The organism is Alkalitalea saponilacus (assembly GCF_900168165.1).
GTDB classification, from domain to species: Bacteria; Bacteroidota; Bacteroidia; order Bacteroidales; family Marinilabiliaceae; genus Natronoflexus; species Natronoflexus saponilacus.
In genome coordinates this window covers 40,935-63,864 of sequence record NZ_FUYV01000019.1, presented here as the reverse complement: position 1 = coordinate 63,864, position 22,930 = coordinate 40,935, and the positions used below count along the sequence as shown (strand labels likewise).

Annotated in this window: 14 protein-coding genes; 10 read left to right on the top strand and 4 right to left on the bottom strand. The window is 41.4% G+C overall.

Annotated elements, in window-relative coordinates; all coding sequences use genetic code 11:
- Positions 1 to 36: 36 nt before the first annotated feature.
- Entirely contained in the window at positions 37 to 2,790 is a 2,754-nt protein-coding gene (locus B5X70_RS14450; protein WP_079558619.1) for a DUF5689 domain-containing protein, read from the bottom strand.
- Positions 2,791 to 2,809: 19 nt separating this feature from the next.
- The gene (locus B5X70_RS14445) at positions 2,810 to 5,521 is read right to left on the bottom strand and encodes a carboxypeptidase regulatory-like domain-containing protein (protein WP_079558618.1); all 2,712 of its coding nucleotides are present in this window, start codon (positions 5,519 to 5,521) and stop codon (positions 2,810 to 2,812) included.
- Between the two features lie 375 nt (positions 5,522 to 5,896).
- Here B5X70_RS14445 and B5X70_RS14440 point away from each other — a divergent pair, with 375 nt between their 5' ends.
- Entirely contained in the window at positions 5,897 to 6,958 is a 1,062-nt protein-coding gene (locus tag B5X70_RS14440) for an endonuclease/exonuclease/phosphatase family protein (RefSeq protein ID WP_079558617.1), read from the top strand.
- Here the strand turns inward: B5X70_RS14440 and B5X70_RS14435 are convergent, their stop codons facing one another.
- Together B5X70_RS14435 and B5X70_RS14430 are read right to left on the bottom strand one after the other, a co-directional pair.
- A complete protein-coding gene (locus B5X70_RS14435; RefSeq protein ID WP_079558616.1) occupies positions 6,959 to 7,579 on the bottom strand; it encodes a trimeric intracellular cation channel family protein in 621 nt (206 codons plus the stop codon).
- An 85-nt stretch (positions 7,580 to 7,664) separates the two neighbouring features.
- Complete coding sequence (locus B5X70_RS14430; protein WP_079558615.1) at positions 7,665 to 9,332, bottom strand: DEAD/DEAH box helicase; 1,668 nt, start codon at positions 9,330 to 9,332, stop codon at positions 7,665 to 7,667.
- Between the two features lie 297 nt (positions 9,333 to 9,629).
- Between B5X70_RS14430 and B5X70_RS14425 the strand changes: the two genes are divergently transcribed.
- The 9 genes from B5X70_RS14425 (at position 9,630) to B5X70_RS14385 (ending at position 22,922) form a co-directional block, all read left to right on the top strand.
- Positions 9,630 to 10,637, top strand: a complete 1,008-nt coding sequence (locus tag B5X70_RS14425; protein ID WP_079558614.1) for a GntR family transcriptional regulator — start codon at positions 9,630 to 9,632, stop codon at positions 10,635 to 10,637.
- A gap of 42 nt (positions 10,638 to 10,679) precedes the next feature.
- On the top strand, positions 10,680 to 12,152 hold the full coding sequence (locus B5X70_RS14420; protein WP_079558613.1) for a xylulokinase: 1,473 nt from the start codon (positions 10,680 to 10,682) through the stop codon (positions 12,150 to 12,152).
- Positions 12,153 to 12,172: 20 nt separating this feature from the next.
- On the top strand, positions 12,173 to 13,501 hold the full coding sequence (xylA, locus tag B5X70_RS14415) for a xylose isomerase (protein ID WP_079558612.1): 1,329 nt from the start codon (positions 12,173 to 12,175) through the stop codon (positions 13,499 to 13,501).
- A 107-nt stretch (positions 13,502 to 13,608) separates the two neighbouring features.
- Positions 13,609 to 14,997 (top strand): D-xylose transporter XylE, encoded by a 1,389-nt coding sequence (gene xylE / locus B5X70_RS14410; RefSeq protein ID WP_079558611.1) that lies wholly within the window; start codon positions 13,609 to 13,611, stop codon positions 14,995 to 14,997.
- Between the two features lie 263 nt (positions 14,998 to 15,260).
- Complete coding sequence (locus B5X70_RS14405; RefSeq protein ID WP_079558610.1) at positions 15,261 to 16,817, top strand: alpha-N-arabinofuranosidase; 1,557 nt, start codon at positions 15,261 to 15,263, stop codon at positions 16,815 to 16,817.
- A gap of 170 nt (positions 16,818 to 16,987) precedes the next feature.
- Positions 16,988 to 17,989 (top strand): glutamate ligase, encoded by a 1,002-nt coding sequence (locus tag B5X70_RS14400; RefSeq protein WP_079558609.1) that lies wholly within the window; start codon positions 16,988 to 16,990, stop codon positions 17,987 to 17,989.
- 73 nt (positions 17,990 to 18,062) lie between these two features.
- Positions 18,063 to 19,403 (top strand): glutamate--cysteine ligase, encoded by a 1,341-nt coding sequence (locus B5X70_RS14395; protein ID WP_079558608.1) that lies wholly within the window; start codon positions 18,063 to 18,065, stop codon positions 19,401 to 19,403.
- Positions 19,393 to 21,141, top strand: a complete 1,749-nt coding sequence (locus B5X70_RS14390; RefSeq protein WP_079558607.1) for an ABC transporter ATP-binding protein — start codon at positions 19,393 to 19,395, stop codon at positions 21,139 to 21,141. The genes B5X70_RS14395 and B5X70_RS14390 overlap by 11 nt, the downstream gene beginning before the upstream one ends.
- An 8-nt stretch (positions 21,142 to 21,149) precedes the next feature.
- Entirely contained in the window at positions 21,150 to 22,922 is a 1,773-nt protein-coding gene (locus B5X70_RS14385; protein WP_232468355.1) for an ABC transporter ATP-binding protein, read from the top strand.
- Positions 22,923 to 22,930 lie beyond the last annotated feature (8 nt).

Here is a 22,930-nt window from a genome sequence, read left to right as displayed (position 1 = left end):
AAACCTCTGTTTTTATACATTGTTTTTTCGAAAAGGTTATTCTTCAATATCGCCGGTCAGCTTAATATTATCAAGTCTAAAGCCAACAGTATTCTTGCCTTCTTCCCCAATGAACTCAATTTTCAAAGGACTTTCTGCGGTGATTATCTCAGGTATGGTAATGGTGCTGTAGGTGTTGCTGGAAATATTGACGGAGGGAACCGTCATTTCTGTACCATTTACCTTTACAATTAAATTATTGGCATTGGTTGTATTGTTGCCGGTAAAATCATAATGCAACTGTACATTGGTAAATCCCGATATGTCAATTCCTTCAATGACCAACTCGCTATCACCAACAGGCAACCAAACATGTGCATTTATTGATGCTGTTGATCTTATATCTGCACGCTCTGAGCTGTCTGAAAAAGTGACATCTTGATTATCAAAATCATCAAATTCATTGATCTTTGGTCGTTCTCCAAAAGGATAATCCCCATCCCCAAAAGTTTCAAGGAAGATCACATTGCCTGAAGGATCTCCCGGGTCACCAGGATCACCCGGATCGCCAGGATCAGTCCCATCACCACTTAAAACAAACGGGTCGTCGCTCTCGATGTCTCTTAAACCTGCAATTCCAAAATAGTTACGCATATTCCCGTACACTTTTAATGTTTTGCCTTTATTTTCGGGATTGTCGGCCAGGTTCACCTGAGAACGCAGTGCTGAGCCGGACGGTAGATTCACTGCAATTAAGTTGTTGTAGTCCGTTTCATTGGGGTCGTCGGCCAGCAATACATTGGTGAAATTTGGGAAAGGCGCATTGAATGTAACATCATTACTGGAGTTAATCGTTGACACCTGCTGATTGACCACTCCCACGATGTACCCTTCAACCCATGTGTACGTGCCAAGGTTTTGATTTACCAATGCTTCTGCAATGGAAAGCGGGTCATCAAAATTACCATCTCCGTTACCGGGGTCTTGTCCTTCAGTTCCTTCTCCGCTGATCACATAAAAATCGTTAAGTTGCCAGGTTCCCGCTCTTGAGGTTGTTGACAGGTATTTAAACGCTATATGAATTCCATCCTTGCCGGTGAACTCTTCCGGGATGTTCAATCTTCCACTGTTTGCCCAATCGTACCATGAACCACCCGATGAATAATTCTGTATGATGATTTGTGTCCAGCTAGCAGAATTAGGATCACCTCCTGTGTAATCATCACTGATCCACAATGTATGGTCGCTGTTATTGTCGCCATACCTGCTTACATGCTCAAAAGTAACATGTGCTGCGTTGTATTCCGTTAGATCAATTGCAGGGGAGATCAGCCAATCTTCGTTTTCGTAGCGGGTTTGTGTAGCATTTACATAACCGCTCATTATGGCGTAATTATATTGCGTGTTTTGTTGCCACTCCTGTGCACCAGTCACGCTATGGGTGGTGAACGGACTCAAAGTCGTACTGAATGGTACGTATAGAATCTCTTCTCCGGTGGAGCCAAACTTGTAGTCGGCATCAGAACCGGTTGCTACTAATACTCCGGCAGCCCCTAAAATGTTTTGAAGTGACCCCCTTACGTGAACCTCACGGCCTAAATTCCCTAGATTGTCTCTTAGGTTAAGAACAGAACGCATGGAAGAATTTTGTGGCAGATTTACCACCAGACAGTTTTCCCAGTCTCTTTCGTCAGGCGATTGAGCGATTACAATATTGTCGTTGATTATAAATTCAGGTCCAAAGACAATGTCATCATTACTGGTTACAGGGTTGTCGGCATTTATACCTGGTTTCAGGGTTCCTACAATGTATCCTTTTACCCATCCTGTTTTATTGTCGTCCTGATTTTCAATGGCGTACTGAACCGACCACGGAGACCCTTCAAGTCCCCAGCCGTCGGGATTTTCTTCAAAATTAACGTCACTGATGTCTCTTACCATCAATTGAACCGTGTTGTTAAACACGGTCAATATCCCGGTTACACTCCCTATTCCCGAGGGGATGGTATCTCCGGCAAAATTCGCAGCACTGCTCATTCTGGCAGTTACAGTTTGCGAATAATTAGACGAGAAGCGGATAATTCTGTTAAGAGTCTGAATGTTTCCTTCCTGCGTTGGGAACGAGTATCTTTGCCCGGCATCATCAAAATAGACGCCATCCACTCTTACAAGTCTTCCATAGTACTCCGCTCTGATGTTGTTTGGCGTCAATGACATGGGGACAACTGCATCCGGGTCTGGGTAGTCATCCTTAAAAAGATGTTGCCTTGAGAGTTCCCATGGAATTTGTCCAATGGAATAGTTCCCGTCGTTATCTCTGGAAAAACGGTATCCCAATTGTGACATGCCTCCATATTGTCCCATGTATAAGCCGGAGGCTTCGATGTAAACGTTTTGTCCAACCCGAAAATCGTTGTAGATATTGTTACGGTCGATGGCCACTAACAAACCTCCGGTTTCATCCTCAATAAAAATTTGTTTGTACAAATTTCCGGAAACGTCATTGGCGGTTACAACGCCTGAAATAACCTCATTTCCGGTTATTTCTTCAAGCTGACCACTGTATTTTGCCTTGAATTCCTGTATGGATATGTTTGCCTCACCCTGATATTGAGGTCTCTCATGCGGTGGCGTATCAAAATTCTCATCCTGGCATCCGCTGAAGATTGTGAGCAGAAATATGAGAAGAGCCGGTATGTAATTTAATGGTTTCATGTGTTTATAATTTTGTTTTTCAGTTGCCAAATGGAACTCGTCCCGAAGTCTCAGGACTCGTTTCATGGGATTGTATGTTTTAGTAACTTGTATCATCTGTTAGCTGTTTGTTGTTTTAAAATCTTAGGCCAATATTTAAAAAGAAGTTACGTCCAAAGGAGTAGTAGTATTTACCCGGAAACGCATCAATGGAGTACTCGTTAAAATCAAATCGTCCTTGCTCAAAACCACCGGTTTTGAGGTCGGTTTTGTTTAGAATATTATTCACATTAAAATTGATGCTCAGGAAATATCCACCATCCAAACGGAAAGATCTTCCGATAGAGGCATCCAAAGTGCCACCTGCATTGTATTTTTCCTGGGCTACAATCTCATTGACTCTGGCAGAACGCTCTTCCTGAGAGTTGGCAGGGAATTGAGTGACTGCCTCGGTTCTCCTGATGGGGGTCAGTTGAATATAGTTCCGGTCGAAATAGTTGTAGCTGACCTCCACGAAAGTAAAGCTTGGGTGTGAATAGTTCAGTCCAATGCTACCAGCCGTTTGCGGGGATCCTCCCACAAAAAAGTTTTTGAGATAGACGGTTTCGGTCTGATCCGGCTGACTGGCATTTTCATAAGTGATGTAACCTGTAGGTCTGTTTTGGTAGCGATATTCCGCTATGGTTCCAAGAACCCTGGCATCCAGTCGGGGAGTCAGTTTGACTGAGGCACCCAATTCCACCCCTCTGTGAACTTTTCTTACACCGGTCATCACATAATTTACAAAGGTGCGATAAGCATCGTGGTAAAAGCTGTTCAGTTCACTTTGATCATAAAAATTGGTTTGAAAAACAGAGAGGCGACCTGATACAGCTGGCATGGCCACAATGTAACTGGCATCAATTCCGGCGATGCGTTCGCTTGATAATTCCGGAATGGCATTGTCTTTTGTTCTTGCCGATAGGTAAGAATTAAATGGAAGTGGTGCTTTTGTTTGGTAAATGGCGTTGGCTGCCACCATGTGGCGGCCTGTTATTTTGTATGTTCCACCAGCCTTAACACCTTGATCAATAAAATTATGCACTTCTCCCTTGCCATATGAATTATCCGGTGCCCTTCCGTTCCTCATGTTCCCATCCCGGTAAAATCCGGTATAGGAGAGTTGTGCTGCATAGAATAGTTCGGCTCTTGGAAATTCAAACTCATTTTGAAACCAAATGGATGCACTGTTTACGTGCATGTCGTAATCGTAGCCAAATACATCTCCTTCACGAACCTCTCTGTTGGGATTATTCATGTCGTTTTGAATACGTTGCGGATCACCCCGGAAATCTCTTTCTGCAAACTGATCCACATCCAGCCAATACTGAGCACCTAAAAGGTCGTTTACAGTTTTATAAGACATTCCTTTTGATTTTTTTGCCTCAATGCCTATGTTGATGGTTTGAACCTCGTTTACCCGGGTTCTGAAATGAGAGTTAAAGGTCATCTCCAGTAAATCGTTGTGGCGTTCTTCCACCATGTAGATACCGCGATCACGATCACGGTTTACGTCGTAAAGCCGATCCCAATTCACCTGACGAACAGAGACATCTCTTCTCCATTGTTGTCGGTATAATTCCTGAATTTCAGGCATGTTCTGATAGCTGGGGAGGTATCGGTAATAGTCCGGCCGAGGATCGGCCGCGTTATACCAGTTTAATGCGGTGGTTCCGTATTGGTTATATCTTAAGCCAATTCCCGACATCAGTTCGGTATTTCTGTTAATGGTCCATACGTGTGATAAAATCACAGCCGGATCATACGATGTTGCAACTCTGGCGTTTCGTTTTTCTCCGTTCTGATATCCCCAGTTGGGATTATAGTATGTATTATCCAACAAATCATAAACCTCATCGAATGAGGGACCCTGCATGCCACGTTGGGTTGGTGCCCCAAATGTTGTAAAGGAGAGAGAGTGTTGGTTGTTCGTCCCCAGTAATTTTTCAACTGAGAGAAAATAGCCAAAGCTGTTGTAAAATGTTCCTTCAACGTAACCTTCTCCTGCCCAACGGTATCCAATTGAAGTTGTAACGGCAACATTGTTTTCCATCAGTCCGGTTGAGTAAATTCCCATTCCCCGCAATGTGTAGTTTCTGTTGGTGTAGGATGCAGTGACCCTTCCACCGGGATGGAAGGACGTTGAACGCGTATTGATGTGGTTGAGTCCGCCCAAATCGCCAAATCCATATCGGGAATTGGTAATTCCCATGGTCACGTCCCGGTTTCTTACGGCGTCGTTAAGGCCTCCCACCATTCCAAAATTAAATCTGCCACGAATCTGGTCGTTAAAGTTCACTCCGTTTATGTAAGTGCGGGTATACTCATGATCAAATCCTCTCACGGCAAATCGTGTCGCTCCAAACTTAAAGGCCGACTGTGAAAGATATAAGTCTTGCGAAGCACTTAGCAAGCCAATGATGTTTTGAGATGCCATATCTCCATCTTCATCAACGTCGAAAAAATCCATGGTAGGAATGTCACCAAAATCTGTGGTGGCTTCCATCATGTGAATGTCTCCCAGGTTCTGCATCCGCCCGGGTACAGTCCTGATTACCCTGATAAACTCTTCGTAATCCGGGTGGGAGAATGTGATTTGGAATTCTTCTCCACCTGCTAGTTGAAGCGAAAAAGATCCATCTTCGAGTGTTGATGTCCCAACATTACGGCCCTCAGCCTGTATTGAAACATCAGGGATTCCTCTGCCTGTAAAGGTGTCGATAACTCTTCCGCTTATGCCGGTTTCCTGTGCTTTTACCAAAAAGCCAGCCAGAAGAAAAGCTATTAGTGTACATGTAAATTTATTCATGAAAAGTATTACTTGATTTATGGTATTATATGAACGATTTTAGCAAAACAAACCTGAGACAAAACTGTTCCTTTTTTTTGTGTTTTTAAAGTTGTTGATGTTAAATATTTGTCAACACATTACCCCTTTTGAGTTGGTTCGATTCCATTCCGGAAAATAAATAATATATTTGACTGGGTTAATTTATTTAAGATTAAAATTGGGAAATTGTTTTCAATTAATTGATTGCAATGTTCAAAAAAAACGGTAAAAAGATGGTGATTTTTATCACTTTTGCCTGATAATTATTTTAATATCTTTGAGATGGTTGATGAATATAGTTGGCACTATAATTGGAATAAAGGATTAAGTTTAAATATACGAAAAATATAGGATATGTTTTTACCAAAGAATCGTTGTTTTTCTGTTGTTGCAATCTTGATATTGCTGTTTGGTGCAACACATTTCGGTCAGGCTCAACAAACTCGTGCCGGGGTTATTGCATTCTATAATCTTGAAAACCTTTATGATACGATCAACGACCCAAACATCAGAGATGATGATTTTACTCCCGAGGGAGTAAAACGGTGGAACTCTGCCAAATATTGGGAAAAAATCGATCGTTTGGCTGAAGTCATTTCTAAATTGGGTTCTCATGAAAACATCCCTGGTCCGGCAATCATTGGATTGTGCGAATTAGAAAACAGAGAGGTTCTTGTAGATCTGGTACAAAACGAACGGATACGCCACCTTAATTACCAAATAGTACATCATTACGGACCCGATCGTCGAGGTATGGATGTTGCATTGCTTTACCAGCCACGCTATTTCAGGGTTACAAACTCCAGATCGGTACCGCTGGAATATTATCGTGAAGATGGCAGTCGACTCTACACCAGAGATCAACTACTGGTTTCAGGAGTTTTTGATGGCGAGCCCATGCACTTCATTGTTAATCATTATCCATCACGTTGGGGAGGTGAAGAAAGAAGCCGTCCGTTGCGTGTTGCTGCAGCTCAGCTTTCACGGGCATTGGTAGATGAAATTAAGGATGAAGATGCTGATGCAAAAGTTATTGTTATGGGAGATTTTAATGACGATCCCATCAATGAAAGTATAAAGGTTCACTTAAATGCTCATGGAAACCAAAGGAGACTGGAGGAAGGACAACTTTACAACCCTTTCGAGCCTTTGCATCGACGGGGGATAGGCACTCTCGCCTATCGGGGAGAATGGAATTTGTTCGACCAGATTTTATTAACGCAGAGTTTTCTCAATAAAGATCAGGAAGGATACAGGTATCACTCTGTCAGGGTATTTAACGAATCTTTCTTAGCCAGAGACGAAGGACGGTTTAGAGGATACCCCTTTCGTTCCTATGTGGGGAATCAATACATGGGAGGATACAGCGACCACTTCCCGGTTTATATCGTTTTGGTTAGAACTCTCAGTCAATAGCTATTTTTGTTCAGAATCAATGGTTAGAACTGGCATTGACCAGTTGTAACGGATTGAGAGCAGTCTAATGGTAATAATAACTCCAACGGTTAATAACTGGTTAATTCCTGCCTCCAGTCCCAACCATCTCAGAGCCAGATAAACCAATGCTCCGGCAATACATGCCGTAGCATAAATCTCCTTTTTAAAGATCAATGGAACTTCATTGGTCAGAGTGTCACGAATAACACCGCCCACAACAGCCGAAGTTACTCCCATTAAAATTGCTACAGCAGGGTGAACCCCAATCATCAGAGCTTTTTCTAAACCGATGATGGTGAATACGCCAATTCCAATTGTATCGAATAAAAACATGGTTCGGCGCAATTTATTAAGTGTTTGCCTGAAAATGATGGCCACAATAATCCCTGTCATAATAACAGCCAGGTAGTGCCAGTTACTGAGCCAGGTTACGGGAGTTACACCAATCAGGAGGTCTCTTGTTGTTCCTCCACCAATTGCCGTAACAACGCCAATAAACATGGCGCCAAACAGATCCAGTCGTTTTTCGGCAGCTGTAAGTACACCACTCATGGCAAATACCATGGCTCCAATATAATCAAGGAGTGTGAATATGACCATCTTAATTTGCGTTATACCAAAAGGCGAAATTCTTTATTAGAATTTCGCCTTTATCTTTAGTTATAATATTAGGTTGCCCGAGGATTTAGTTTTTCCACTTTCCCCCGTTACGTTTTCCACTACTTCTTTTTGAAGGCATAACGTCCATAGGTTGCACCATCAGGCTCATCCCTTTGTAACGTGCTCTTCTAAAAGCTTTAATCAAGTGCTTTTCATGCTGACTGTCGGCCTCAAAGAACGAAACTTTTTTCTGAATATCAATCTTGCCAATGGCAATTTTTTTATCAGGGGTTTGTCTGTTGATGATGCTGATCAGTACATCAGGGCGCAAATCGTTTTTCGATCCAACGTTGATGGAGTATTTAGCAAATTTTTCACCAACACTTCTTCTGGCACCTCTATTCTCAGTTGTTCTGGCTCTTCTGCCTGTGTCGACATTCAGATCGGCAGTACCCTGATAATCTTTGTGAAGCCTGTTAAAGTTATGAGCAATGAGTTTTTTAATAACTTCTTCTTTACTTAAACCTTCAAACATCATTTCAACAGACTTCAAATACTGGTCTGCATCAAAACCTTCCGGTTCCGATTGAGAAACTTCCCCCATAAAGTTAATCAATCTTTTTTCGAACACCTCTTTCCCGTTTGGAATGGGAGTGTGGATGAATTTGTGTCCGGCCTGTTTTTCCATAAAAGATAAACGTCTGGTTTCGGCAGGAGCAAGAATCGCAATGGATTTTCCTTTTCTACCGGCACGTCCGGTTCGACCACTTCGGTGTATGTAGTTTTCTGGGTCGTCCGGTAAGTGATAGTGGATGACGTGTGTCAGGTTGTCAACATCCAAACCTCTGGCTGCAACATCAGTTGCTACGAGAATCTGAAGGTTCCTGTTTCTGAAACGTCCCATAACATAATCTCTCTGAGCCTGTGATAAATCACCATGAAGTGCATCGGCATTGTAACCGTCACCCATTAGTTTATCAGCAATGTCTTTGGTTTCCTGCCGAGTTCTACAAAAAACTATTCCATAAATATCCGGGTTGATATCAGCGATCCTTCTTAAAGCCTGATATGTGTTTGGTGGAGATGTTACACAATACTCATGACTGATATCAGTATTGGATGTATTTTGTCGGCTAACCGAAATGGTATGCGGATTTTGCATGTGTTTTCCGGCCATTCTGTTAATGTCCGGGGGCATGGTTGCCGAAAAAAGCAAGGTCTGTTTTGAATCAGGGGTTTGATCCAGGATGGCATCCATCTCATCTTTAAAACCCATTTTCAGCATCTCATCGGCTTCATCCAGCACTAAAAAGCGGATGCCCGACAAATTAAGCTTTCCACGGTTTACTAAGTCATTAACCCTTCCAGGGGTTCCAACTACAATATTACACTTTTTACGAATCGCAGAAATCTGCTCATAAATAGGTGCTCCACCGTAAACCGGTACGATGGAAATGTTCATGGCCAGTGTAAACGACTTCAAATCATTAGTGATTTGAAGACACAACTCTCTGGTTGGACATAAAATGATGGATTGTACACCAACCATTTCTGTATCCAATTTATGAAGAATGGGTAAACCAAAAGCAGCGGTTTTTCCTGTTCCTGTTTGAGCCATGGCAATTAAATCCTGCTCTGAATTCAATAAAAATGGAATGGTTTGTGATTGAATAGGTGTTGGCTGAGTGAATCCGAGCTTTTCAACTGATTCAAGAATTTCGGGACGTAATCCCGTTTCAATAAATGTTTGCATTAGTAATTTGAAAATAATTAATAGAGCAGCCAGCTATACGTTGTCTGACTGAAGCCCGGTCTCGCCATCTGATATTAAAGTTTCCGGCTGTTGAGAATACCATGACCGGGAAAAGTGGTCTGTAATTCCGGAAAATCAGGCTGCAAAAGTAGTGAGTATTTAATTATTAATTGCATGAATCCCTAGTTAAATAACCTTGTTTTATGTTTTTTTATAATGTATGTAAAAAAAAAATGGTTCATCTGATACAAGTTATTGTTAAAAGCCATATCTTTGACCCTACCAGACCAGAACACTATGTCAAAAAAGAAAAAAGTCTTTAAGTTTCAATTAAATACCGGAGAAGATGTACCTAAATTCCGGCAACTGATCGATTCAGTTAATCATGCAATTTCTGAGAACAGACTCAGTGTTGGTGATCATTTGCCATCGGTCAACCAGATTTGTAAAGAGTACAGTTTAAGTCGTGATACGGTTTTTAAGGCTTATTCCATTCTTAAAGAACAAGGTGTTATTGATTCAGTGCCAAACAAAGGTTACTTTGTTGCCCGTGAGGTTCGCAGAGTTTTTCTTTTCCTCGATACTTTTAAGGCATATAAGGAAGTTCTCTATGACTCCTTTACCAAGAATCTTCCGACAAATGTTATGGCCGATGTGCATTTTCATCACTACAATATTGATGTCTTTCGCCGGCAAATTGAAGAGAGTATAGGGAAATACACTAAATACGTTGTAATGCCTTTTGATGCAACTGAAATGCATCAAATCCTTGAAATGATACCATCAGAGAAATTGCTGATTGTCGATTGGAACATCTATTCCAAACCTACCAGTAATATGTTGTATCAGGATTTTGGGCAATCTGTTTTTGAAGGTCTTCAAAGCGTATCGCATTTAATCAAGAAATATCGTGAAGCTGTTTTCCTTTATCCGGACTATACTAATCATCCATACGAATCGGTAGAGTATTTTTGTAAATATTGTATTGAAAATAACATTCCACATGTGGTTTCCAGAGATCCGGAAAACTTTGAAGTAAGGGATGGTGTCATTTATTTTAGCGTTAGCGACCGGATGTTGGGAAAATTTCTTGATCAATGTAGGGAGAAAAAACTCGAGCCAGGTGTGAATACCGGTATTATTTCATATAACGAAACACCTATGAAGAAATTTATATATAAAGGCATTACCGTGATTACCACTGACTTTAAATTAATGGGTCAAAAGGCAGCTGAGTTTGTTTCAGGAGATACAACGATGCAGTATTGTGTACCAACACGAATATTAGTACGCGAGTCCTTGTAAAAAAATTATAATATTAAACAGAACAGAACAGACTGAAAATTTATGTATACTTTAGGAATTGATGTAGGAAGCTCTTCAGTGAAAGTTAGTTTATTGAATCTTACAAATGGGAAATGCGTTGCTTCAGCATTTTATCCATCTGAAGAGATGCCAATCCTAGCTGTTAAAGCTGGATGGGCAGAACAGGAGCCATTGCAATGGTGGGAAAATATGAAAAATGCCCTTGCTGATGTTCTGAAGAACGCTGCCATTAATAAAGCTGAAATAAAAGCAATAGGTATATCTTATCAAATGCATGGATTGGTTGCCTTGGATAAGAATGGCGATGTAGTTAGGCCTTCGATTATCTGGTGTGACAGCCGTGCAGTTGAGATAGGCGATAAGGCTTTCAAGGAATTGGGTAGTGACTACTGTTTGAACAGTTGTCTGAATTCTCCCGGTAATTTTACTGCCTCAAAACTAAAATGGGTAAAAGAAAATGAACCGGAATTATACGCCACCATTGATAAAATTATGCTTCCGGGTGACTACATCGCCTATCGTCTTACTGGGGAAAAGCAGACTACAGTCACAGGGTTGTCGGAAGGAATTATGTGGGATTTCAAAAAAGAGAATGTTGCCAATGATTTGTTTGATTACTATGGTTTTTCTTCTGATCTAATACCAGAAATCGTACCGGTTTTTTCTGAACAAGCAAAAGTTTCAGATACGATCGCCGCTGAGTTAGGAATTCCGGCAGGAATTCCTGTTAGTTATCGTGCAGGTGATCAGCCAAATAACGCATTCTCTTTAAATGTGCTTGAACCGGGCGAGGTAGCTGCAACCGCTGGTACATCGGGTGTTGTTTATGGCGTAAACGATCGCCTTGCCAGAGATGAACAATCACGGGTTAACACTTTTGCGCATGTTAATCATAACGAAGAACAAAAGCGTTTAGGTGTATTACTCTGTATAAACGGAACAGGGATTCTCAACTCATGGTTAAGAAGGAATGTCGCAGGAGGTATTGATTATCCTGCTATGAATGATGAAGCTATGAAAGTTTCTGCAGGCGCTGATGGATTATTGTTTTATCCATTCGGAAACGGAGCAGAGAGAGTTCTGGGTAATGCCAATCCCGGAGCAGAACTAAAAGGCTTGAGTTTTAATATTCACAATCAATCTCATGTGTTGAGAGCGGCGCAGGAAGGCATTGCTTTTAGTTTCCGTTACGGAGTCGATATCATGGGAGAGATGGGGATTAAAACTTCTGTGGTACGTGCAGGAAAGGCTAATATGTTTTTGAGTCCTTTGTTCCGCCAAACCATGGCTAATGTACTCGGAGCAAAAATTGAGCTATATGATACCGACGGTGCATTAGGTGCTGCACGTGGAGCAGCATTGGGGGCAGGCTTGTATAAAAATGCTTCGGAAGCATTTGATAACTTGACATGTCTTGAGACCATTCAACCAAACAATGAAAAGAATGCGGTTGAAGATGCCTATAAAAATTGGAAATTTAATTTAAAGTTCTAACAGATTAATTATTTTATATTATGAGCGTTACTTTAGGAAACAAAGAGTATTTTCCCGGAATTGGGGAAATTAAGTTCGAAGGAAAAGAATCAAAAAATCCTTTGGCATTTAAATGGTATAACGCAGACCAAGTGGTTGGCGGTAAAACCATGAAGGAGCATCTGCGCTTTGCAGTTTCATATTGGCATACCTTCTGCGGATTGGGTGGAGACCCATTTGGTCCTGGTACACAAAAGTATCCTTGGTTAGGAGCTGGTGATGCAATCGAAGAGGCTAAAAATAAAATGGACGCCGCATTTGAGTTTTTCACCAAGTTAGGTGTGCCTTATTACTGCTTCCACGACATTGATTTAGTAAGTGAAGGGTCTTCAATTGCTGAGTACGAGAAGAACATGCAATCTATTGTTGACTATGCCAAAGCCAAGCAGGCTGCTTCTGGCGTTAAACTGTTGTGGGGAACTGCCAACGTATTCAGCAATCCTCGATATATGAACGGAGCTTCAACCAATCCTGATTTTGCTGCTTTGGCTTACGCCGGAACACAAGTTAAGAATGCCATTGATGCTACCATTGCTTTGGGTGGTGAAGGTTATACTTTCTGGGGTGGTCGTGAAGGTTACATGAGCCTTTTGAATACCAATATGAAACGTGAACTTGAACATATGGGAAGATTCCTTTCTATGGCCCGCGATTATGCTCGTAAGCAAGGTTTTAAGGGATGTTTCTATATTGAGCCAAAACCAATGGAGCCAACCAAACATCAGTATGATTTCGATTCAGCTACTGTAATTGGTTTCCTTCGTCAGTATGGTCTAGAGAAAGATTTTAAAGTTAATATAGAAGTAAACCATGCGACTCTAGCGAGTCACACTTTCCAGCATGAATTACAGGTTGCTGCTGATGCCGGTATGCTTGGTTCTATAGATGCAAACCGCGGTGATTACCAAAACGGATGGGATACCGACCAGTTCCCGATCAACATTTACGAAACTGCTGAAGCCATGCTTGTTATTCTTGAGGCAGGAGGTTTCCAGACTGGTGGTGTAAACTTTGATGCAAAAATCCGTCGTAATTCAACCGATCTTGAGGACATCTTTATTGCTCATGTATCAGCAATGGATGTTTTTGCCCGCTCTCTTGTTATTGCTGATAAAGTTTTAAGCGACTCAGATTACAAAAAGATGCGTGCTGCTCGTTATGCCTCTTATGATAGCGGCAAAGGTGCCGAATTCGAAGCTGGTAAATTAACTCTTGAAGATCTGCGCAATTTTGCTGCTCAAAATGGAGAACCTGCCAGAATCAGTGGAAAGCAAGAGTTGTACGAACAACTTATCAATCTTTATATCTAATTTTTACGAGATAGCCGGAGTTATCCGGCTATCTTCATTTGATCCCTTATCATTGTTATTCAGAGTTAGTTAAAACAGATCCCAAATCTTGATTTAAATCTTTTAGAATGCAGAATAACGGTCAGAATAAGCTATATGTTGTTGGTTTAACCCTTGTGGCAACGCTTGGTGGGTTGTTGTTTGGTTACGATACAGCAGTGATTTCAGGAGCAGAAGGTTCGCTTCAGGTCTTTTTTGCCCATGCTCTTGGTTTAAATGATTTTGTACACGGAATTACAACCTCAAGCGCATTGATTGGATGTGTAATTGGTGGTGCTTTATCGGGAGTTTTCGCAAATCGTTTGGGTAGAAAAAGAGCCCTGCAGCTTGCTGCTTTCCTATTTTTTACATCAGCTATCGGATCCGCTTATCCTGAGATGTTTCTGTTCCCGTTCGGGGAAGCATCTGTTGGTTTGCTGGTCACTTTTAACATGTTCCGGGTGCTTGGAGGTATCGGAGTTGGTCTTGCTTCAGCCATTTGTCCAATGTACATAGCTGAAATTGCTCCCGCAAACATCCGAGGACGTTTGGTTTCTCTCAACCAATTTGCCATCATTTTTGGTATGTTGGTTGTCTATTTTGTTAATTGGGGAATTGCTCAGGGGCAGCCTCTTGAATGGATAAACAGCATCGGATGGCGATGGATGTTTGCATCAGAAGCCATACCTGCAGCCCTTTTTGGTACATTGCTTTTCCTTGTACCTGAAACACCCCGTTATCTTGCTCTAAATCGCGAAGATGAAAAGGCCATGTCTATTCTGACCCGAATTAACGGTCGGGATAGAGCACAGGAAATCATGACGGAAATAAAATCTACCGTTAAAGTGTCGGCTGCCAAAATATTCTCATACGGAAAACTTGTTGTAATTATCGGTATCCTGTTGTCGGTGTTTCAACAATTTGTTGGTATAAATGTAGTCCTCTACTATGCTCCCCGTATATTCCAAAATATGGCAGGAAGTGCAACAGATGTTTCAATGATGCAGACAGTCGTTATGGGAGTGGTGAATATTTTGTTCACTGTGGTAGCAATTATGACAGTAGATAAATTTGGTCGTAAACCCCTTTTGATAATAGGTTCCATAGGAATGGCCATCGGCATGTTTGCAATAGGACTGATGTCTTATTTTCAGATTATAGGTATTGGAACTCTTATTTTCATTATTGTTTATAGTGCATCATTTATGATGTCTTGGGGACCTATCTGTTGGGTTTTAATTTCTGAAATATTCCCCAACAATATCAGGGGAAAGGCCGTTGCTATTGCTGTGGCTGCTCAATGGATTGCAAATTTTATGGTAAGTTCTACATTTCCATTTCTTATTAGTGTAAACGAAGCATTTACTTATGGATTATATGGAGTGATGAGTGTGATCTCGGCCATATTTGTCTGGAAAATTGTACCCGAAACCAAAGGGAAAACATTGGAGCAAATGGAAGCCCTTTGGAAAAAATAGTCCTTTTTTTTCATAGATTTGGTTTGGAACCGGAATTCTTAAAGAAGAGTTCCGGTTCTTTTTTGAGAAAGAATGTTTATTACAATAATTCACAGATTAAAAGTTAAATTTTGTTTATTGAAAGGTTGGAGGGTTTAATAATTTCTCTTACTTTAGATTGACAAATTGTTTTATATATCTCTTAATAAAAGAGTTATTAGAGTAGTAACTTAATCTTTCAGTTATATGTGAAGTTTAAACATTAATCAAAATCCTAATTACTGATGAAGAAATCTATTTTATTACTAATGGTAGTTGCACTTCTGATTGGGTGTGCGACTAATGACGAAAAGGTTGTTAAGGGCAACCAAATATTCTTAAACTTTGATCAAGCAGAACTGGTTATCAATAAGGATGTTTACGGACATTTTGCAGAACACCTTGGACGCTGCGTTTATGATGGAATATGGGTCGGCCCCGATTCAGATATTCCAAATTACAAAGGGTATCGTTTAGATGTTCTGGAAGCTCTTAAAGAATTGCAAGTTCCTGTATTAAGATGGCCGGGTGGCTGTTTTGCCGATACATACAACTGGAAAGACGGCGTTGGCCCACGGAGTGAAAGACCTAAGCTGGTAAATGTTTTCTGGGGCGGAGATGTAGAGGATAACAGCTTTGGAACTCATGAATTTCTTGAGCTTTGCCAAATCCTTGGTGCTGATGCCTATATTGCTGCAAATGTTGGAAGTGGCAGCGTTCGAGAAATGATAGAATGGATTGAATACATGACATCAGATCAGGATATTCCAATGGCAAACTGGCGGCGCGAGAATGGCCGTGAAGAACCTTGGGATGTTAAGTTCTTAGGTATTGGCAACGAGAGCTGGGGATGCGGAGGGGAGATGACTCCGGAATTTTATGTAAATCTGATGCGTCAGTATTCTGTTTTTGCCCGCCAATATGGAGGTTCGGATATGATTCGTGTGGGATGTGGTTCTCATCAGTTTTATTATCATTGGACAGAGGTTCTTATGCGTGAAGGTCGCAATCATATGGAGGCTCTTTCATTACATTATTATACGATTCCAACAGGTGATTGGGGAATTAAATCTGAAGCAACCGGATTCGATGAAGATCTTTATTTTAGCGCACTTAGAAATGCGCTAAGAATGGATGAACTTTTAAAAGGTCATATCGAAATTATGGACAGATATGATCCCGAAGGACGTGTTGAACTGTACATGGATGAATGGGGAATATGGACGGATCCGGAACCCGGAACCAATCCGGCTTTTCTGCACCAACAAAACTCGATGCGCGATGCATTAATAGCTTCTTTAACTTTTGATATTTTCCACAGGCATGCCCGCAGAGTACAAATGGCCAACATCGCTCAAATGGTGAATGTTCTTCAGGCCATGATTTTAACCGATGGTGACAGAATGATTCTGACTCCCACTTATCATGTGTTTAACATGTATAAATTCAATCAGAATGCAACGTATATACCGGTTGAAATAACCACTGAAAAATACGCTTTTGAGAATGAGACCATACCTGCCATCACGGGTACGGCATCAACCAAAGATGGAAAAGTTTTTGTCGGTTTAAGTAATCTTCATGCATCAGAAACTTTAACAATTGATGTTGACATTTCTGGTGGTAATGCAAATAGGGTGTTGAAGGCTACCATCCTTACGGCACCTGAGTTTAACTCTCATAACACCTACGATAACCCAAATGTTGTTGCTCCGGCCGAATTTGCCGGATATGAGCTTACAGCTGGCAATCTGCAGGTTGTTATACCTCCATACTCAGTAGTTACTTTTGAAATGGAATAATTAATACCAGTTTTATAAACATTTTACACCCCTTGCACCTTTAAGTGCAAGGGGTTTTGTTTTTTATTATTCCGGTAAGCTCTAAACTATAAACTATAAACCCTAAACTATAAACTCAATATATTATTGCTAAATTTGAATTTTTGACAGGATTTTAAAAACAATCAACAATGCAGGATGTTAATTATATGTTCACTCCTTTAAAAGGATATGAACAATTTGAGGCCACTACCCAAATAATCATTGCAGAGATTATTAAAAGGGGATTGCCGTTTGAAATCATTGATGAAAAGAACAACCTGATTGCAGTAACATATAACAACCGGGAGTATATCATTCATGAAGGAACCATATCAGATGCCAACAGTTTAATAGCCTATTGGATATCAAACGATAAGTGGATGACCAAGCAGTTTCTTAAACGTGCAGGTATTTCTTGTGCTCAAGGTGCTGTTATAAAGAAGGGTTATTCTGTAAACGACCTTATAGGATTGCAATTTCCGCTTGTGGCAAAACCGGCCAATACCGACCATGGCATTGCTGTCAGCGCTAACCTGAAAAATATGGACGATACCAAATCGGCCATTGAAACGGCTTTTGAATATTCCGACAGGGTAATTGTAGAAGAGTTTTTTACCGGCAGGGAATACAGATTTCTGGTAGTGGATGATGCTGTTCGTGCCGTAGCATACCGTGAACCGGCCAATGTGATTGGTGACGGTAGTTCAACCATTGCGCAGCTCGTTGAAGAAAAAAGTGCAGGACGTGGTGAAGATTACACCCATCCGTTACTAAAAATTAAGGTGGATAAGGAGGTCATGCGCCATCTTTCGCAACAGAATCTGACGCTTGACGATATTCTGGAAAGAGGACGAAAGGTTTATTTACGTGAAAACTCGAACCTTAGCACGGGTGGAGATAGCATTGATGTGACCGATGAAATGCCTCCGTTTTATAAGGATGTTGCTTCAAAAGCAGCCCGCGCCGCGGGTCTGCGGTTGGCTGGTATTGATATCATTATTAATGATATCGCAGGGATACCTTCCCCAAAAAAATACATAGTAGTAGAGTTGAATGCCCCGGCCATGCTGAGCATGCACAATTATCCCTACATTGGAAAAAACAGACATGTGGAAAAGTATGTATTGGATTGTATTCTCAGCGGTAAGTAAATGTTTTTCTCCTTACTCTAACCTATCAGTCTGATATCTAGTATTCTTAAGTTCTTTAAATAGATACAAAAACGTGGAGATAATCGAAAATAAAGACCAGTTAATTCGCTATTTTGAGGCGGGGAGCAAATCTTCTGACCGATGGGGTATAGGCACGGAGCATGAGCAATTTCTGTTTTTGAGAGACCGGTTGGAAAGAGCCGCCTATGGAGGCACGCACGGCATTGCTGAAATTATGCAATACATGCAAAAAGCAGATGGCTGGAAGCCGGTAACTGAATCCGGTAATATCATTGCTCTCAGGAAGAACGGTGCATCAATCACCATCGAACCGGGCGGGCAATTTGAACTGTCCGGCAGCAACTTTAAAACAGTTCATGAAACCAACAGAGAGACTCGTCTTCACTTCGATATGCTTAAAAATATTTGCAAGGAATTTGGCGTTGGCAGTCTTTGTCTTGGGTTTGACCCGTTGAGTACCCGCGAACAGGTGCCCTGGATGCCAAAAAAACGCTACGAATATATGCGTAATTATATGCCAACACGGGGAACTCTCGGGTTGGATATGATGACCCGTACAGCCTGCATTCAGGTTAATCTGGATTACGGCAATGAACAGGATATGGTGAAGAAAATGCGCGTTGCACAGGCGTTTCAGCCGGTAATTACTGCCATTTTTGCCAATTCTCCCTTTACCGAGGGCAAACCAAACGGTTACTTGAGCTACCGAGCACGTGTATGGGACGATACCGACCCCGACCGTTGCGGGTTTCTCCCGCTGGTATTTGAAGAAGGATTTGGTTTTGAACGTTGGGTCGATTATTTACTGGATGTGCCAATGTATTTTATCTATCGCGATGGAGAATACCTTTCTTCCGGTAACATCACCTTCAGACAGTTTCTGAACGGAGAGCACGAGTTGAAACCCACCATGGAAGACTGGGATACGCATGTCTCTACTGTTTTTCCCGATGTGCGGTTGAAAAGATTCATCGAACTCCGCGGTGCCGATGCCGGTTGCATTAATCACATCGTTGCACTTTCGGCACTTTGGGTGGGGTTAATGTACGATGAACAAAGTCTGGAAGAAGCCTGGAGCATAGCCTCACAATGGAACCTGGAGAATTTAAAAGAGATTCGTAGCCAAGTGCCCAAATTGGGACTTAGGTCCCAATCCGGCAATTTGAACATGCTACAAATCAGTCGTGAAGTGGTACGAATGGCATCCGAAGGACTAACCCGAAGAGCAAAACTTCTTGGAATAGAGGATGAAGGTTGTTACCTTCATCCGGTGAAAAGAATTGTTGATTCAGGAATTACCCAGGCTGAACAACTTTTGGAGAAATATCACACATTATGGAAACAGGATGTTTCTGAACTTATAAAGGATTGTCCCGGCACCAATGATAAGTAAGCTTCGATTTCTTTTAAAATATGCCCATCAATACAGATGGTGGTACACGGGTGGTATTTTGTTTATGGCACTTACCATTGGTGTTTCCGTTACCATACCCGAGTATATCCAAAAAAGCATCGATTTAATTGGACAGGGAAGAGAAGGTAATGAAAATGCTTTCTACAACTACGTTTTAATGATTCTGGTTCTGGCTTTGGTGCTTATCCTTGTACGAACCATGTCGCGGATTCTCTTTTTTATTCCCGGCAGGCTGATTGAAAAACAACTAAAGGGTGAAATGTTCAGGAAACTGACCTCTTTCGGGAAAGAGTATTTTGATAAAAATTCATCCGGAAGCATCATTTCCAGAATAAACAACGACATAAACGGGGTACGCATGATTACCGGCTTTGGACTTATGCAAATCGGTAATGTGATTTTTTCTCTGTCGGTTACTCCCTATAAAATGTGGAATATGTCTCCGGTTCTTACGCTGTACTGCGTTCTTCCGCTCATCGTGGTTTTTGTCATTGTAAGGGTAGGAATGGCTGTGATGGTTAAAAACACACGCCGCCGCATGGATTCTTTGCAGAATTTGTCTGGAAAAACGGTGTCATTTTTATCGGGAAACGGCGTAATAAAAAGTTACAACATACATAAATGGGCCGAAGAGAAAGTGGATGAGGAGAATGTATCGCTTTTTGATTTTACCATGAACATTGCCCGTGTGCGTTCTTTCGTGCTTCCTTTGCTGGCCAATCTCGAACAGATTCTGAAAATTGTGGTATTATTTGCCGGTGGGATGTTCGTGATTAACGGCACTTTTACCATTGGTCAGTTGGCGGAATTCATCGCCTATGCTGCATTGTTATCCCATCCAATCATGGGATTGGGATGGGTGCTAACTGTATTTCAGCAGGGTTTTGTTGGGATAACCAGTCTTCAAACCATTATGGACAAAAAAGGTGTGGATGATGATAAGCCTGCATTGGAGCCGAGTAAAGTCAACACCCTGTTTAAACAGGGTGTTTCGGTTCGAAATCTTTCATATCGTTATCACAATGGAGATGAAGAGGTTTTAAAGAATATCTCTTTTGATATCAAACCGGGACAAGTAGTTGGAATTACCGGAAAGCTTGGATGTGGAAAAACCACGTTGGTGAACTGTCTTAATGGCTATTTAAAACCGGAAAAAAACTCCGTTTTTTTCAATGGACATGATGCGGCGCTGTTAAGAGGACAGGACATCCGCAAGGTTGTGAAAACGGTTAGTCAGGAAGTCTTTCTTTTTTCGGATACCATTGAAAATAACATCACTTTTGGCTCAGGAGACCTGCCCGACAATGAAAAGGTTGATAAGGTGATTTACAAAAGTGCTTTGGCAGATGAAATTGAACGCTTTCCCGGGCAAGAGCGTACCATGGTGGGAGAGAAGGGTATCATGTTATCGGGAGGCCAAAAGCAACGAATCAGCCTGGCCAGAGCGCTTTATACAAAATCTGACTTGCTGATTCTTGATGATGTTTTTTCGGCTGTGGATACCGATACAGAACGATTTTTAATAAAACATATTTTTGAGAATCGAACCAATGAAACCATTTTGGTGGTTTCAAATCGAATCAGTGTGTTGGAAAAGGCCGATTTTATTATTGTTTTGGAAGATGGTGAAATGGTGGCCAAAGGCACTCACAAAGAGCTAATGAAAAAATCTTCCTATTACCGGGAAACTTCAGAATTGCAGGATAATAAAGAATAGAAGGTGCAATGGCAGGAATGATTAAACGCATACTAAAAACCAGTGACTGGGGATTAATCAGAAAATTTGCCGGTTATTTTAAGCCCTATAAAAAGTGGGTGGTACTGAGTGTTGCCTCAATACCTGTTACAACGGCGGCAGGCATTATGTTTTTATGGTTGGTTGAAAAAATTGTGGATGACTACATTTTACCCGGCGATGCGGAGGGTTTGCAACTATACACCATATTACTTGGAGCCGTATTGGTGGTGAACTATTTGTTTGATGGAATATACAGTTATGCATTTTCAAAGGCCGGAAATATGGCCATTGTTGATATGAGGCGAGAATTATTTGGACGTGCGCTGCGTTTTCCAATGAAATATTTCGATAAGAATCCCATTGGCGTGACTTTGTCACGCCTTACCAGCGATATGGAGTCTATTTCCGAATCTTTTGCAGCAGGAATTTTGGGACTTCTTGCCGATACCATCAAAACATTGGCTTTGTTGACATATCTTTTTGTTCTCAACTGGCAGTTGACGTTGATTTTATTGATAGTGGTTCCTTTAATTATATTGGTCATCCGCTATTTACGAAGGAAAATTCGCAGAGCTTTTAATGAGTCACGCACCAGTTTGGCTAAATCTGCAGCATATTTGCAGGAGTCGTTAAACGGGATTAAAACCATTCAGCTTTATGCGGCGGAAAATGAAACTTTTGAGAAATATAACCAGTTGAACCAGCAATATTGCAAATCACAAAACCGGTCAAACGTTTACGATGCTGCACTTTACTCTACAGTGGAAGGAATTACTTCCATTGCAACAGCATTGGTTATTTGGTATGGTGCCGTACTTATCTGGAATTTTGATTTCACCATTGGTATTCTGATTGTTTTTGTTACTACGCTAGGAAGGCTTTTTATTCCGGTGCGGCAGTTCACTCAGCAAATTACCACCATTCAAAGGTCGTTGTCGGCACTGGAGCACATCAATGTGCTTTTTGAGCAGGAGGAGGAAGAACCGCGCACTTTATCCGGGGAGGATAAGCCTAAGCCTCTGGAATTTGAAGAGATTGAATTTCGTAATGTATTCTTTAGTTACGGTGACGATGCCCCTGACGTACTGAAAAACGTTTCATTCAAGTTGCAAAAAGGAGAGCGCATTGCACTTGTAGGAACCACCGGTTCCGGAAAATCAACCATTATTCGCTTATTGAGTAAAGCATACAGTGGTTATCGGGGTTCCATTACCATAAATGGTCAGGAGTTGCGGGATATCCCATTGAGTAGGGTAAGGGAGACCATCTCGGTGATGCAACAGGATATTTTCATGTTTAATGATACGGTTGCCTTTAATATTGGCCTTGGACGAGAAGGTGTGACCCGGGAAAAAATTGAGAATGCTGCACGGTTTGTTTATGCTGCCCCATTTGTCGAAAAACTACCCGGGAAATATGAATTCATTATCCAGGATAATGGCGATAACCTATCGAAGGGACAGGGTCAGCTTATATCTTTTGCAAGAGCTGTCTGCTCCGAAAGCGAATTAATTATACTTGACGAAGCCACCAGCGCGGTTGATTCATTAACTGAACAGTACATTCAGAAAGCCATAGGCAACATTTTTTCATCCAGAACCGTTATTGCTGTTGCACATCGGTTAAGCACCATTCGTCACTCTGATTTAATTCTGGTGATGGAAAACGGTGAGATCATTGAAAGGGGGAACCATACAGAATTACTTGCAAAAAGTGGAAAATATGCCAGCCTTTTGCATCAGTTGGATGAGAAAAGTTAGGTTGATGT